Annotated in this window: 1 protein-coding gene; it reads right to left on the reverse strand. The window is 72.7% G+C overall.

Features of this window, described 5'->3' with window-relative positions; translation table 11 throughout:
• Positions 1-44 precede the first annotated feature (44 nt).
• Positions 45-637 (reverse strand): lytic transglycosylase domain-containing protein (locus C667_RS25965; RefSeq protein WP_004391851.1); only part of this gene is annotated, 593 nt, incomplete at its 5' end.

Below are 637 nucleotides of genomic sequence, written 5' to 3' on the forward strand. Positions count from 1 at the left end.
CGGCCGGCCCGGCCCGGCTCGCGGGTGGCGAAAGCCTCGCGGTGTCAGCGCCCCGTCGCGGCGCCGGCCTGCGGCGCTGCGGCGCCTGCGGCGGCGAGCTGCTGGGGTTTCCAGCTCCAGTGGCGCTCCCAGGCGGCGCGGACCAGGTTGGGGTAGTCCGGCTTGCCCAGGCTGCCGTTGTAGCGGCCCAGGGCGCGGAAGAGGTTGCCCTTCTCGATGTCGAGGTAGTGGCGCAGGATGGTGCAGCCGTAGCGCAGGTTGGTGCGCATGTGGAAGAGGTTGTCGTCCGTGCGGCCGATGACCTTGATCCAGAACGGCATCACCTGCATGTAGCCGCGCGCGCCCGCCGAGGAGATCGCGTACTTGCGGAAGGCGCTCTCGACCTGGATCAGGCCGAGCACCATCTGCGGGTCCAGCCCCGCGCGCGTGGCCTCGTAGTGGATGCTGGTGAGGAGTTCCTCGCGGTAGGCCTCGTCCGGGATGCGTTTCGCCAGCCGGCGCGACATCTCGGCGAGCCACTGCGCACGCTCGCCGGCGTCGGGGATCGGCAGCGTCGGCGCCGCGGCGTCGCTGACCGCGGCATGCAGCGCGGCGCGCACGCTGGCCGCCATGGGCTCGTACTGCTGCGCCCCGGCCT

The organism is Thauera phenylacetica B4P, assembly GCF_000310225.1.
Lineage (GTDB): Bacteria > Pseudomonadota > Gammaproteobacteria > Burkholderiales > Rhodocyclaceae > Thauera > Thauera phenylacetica.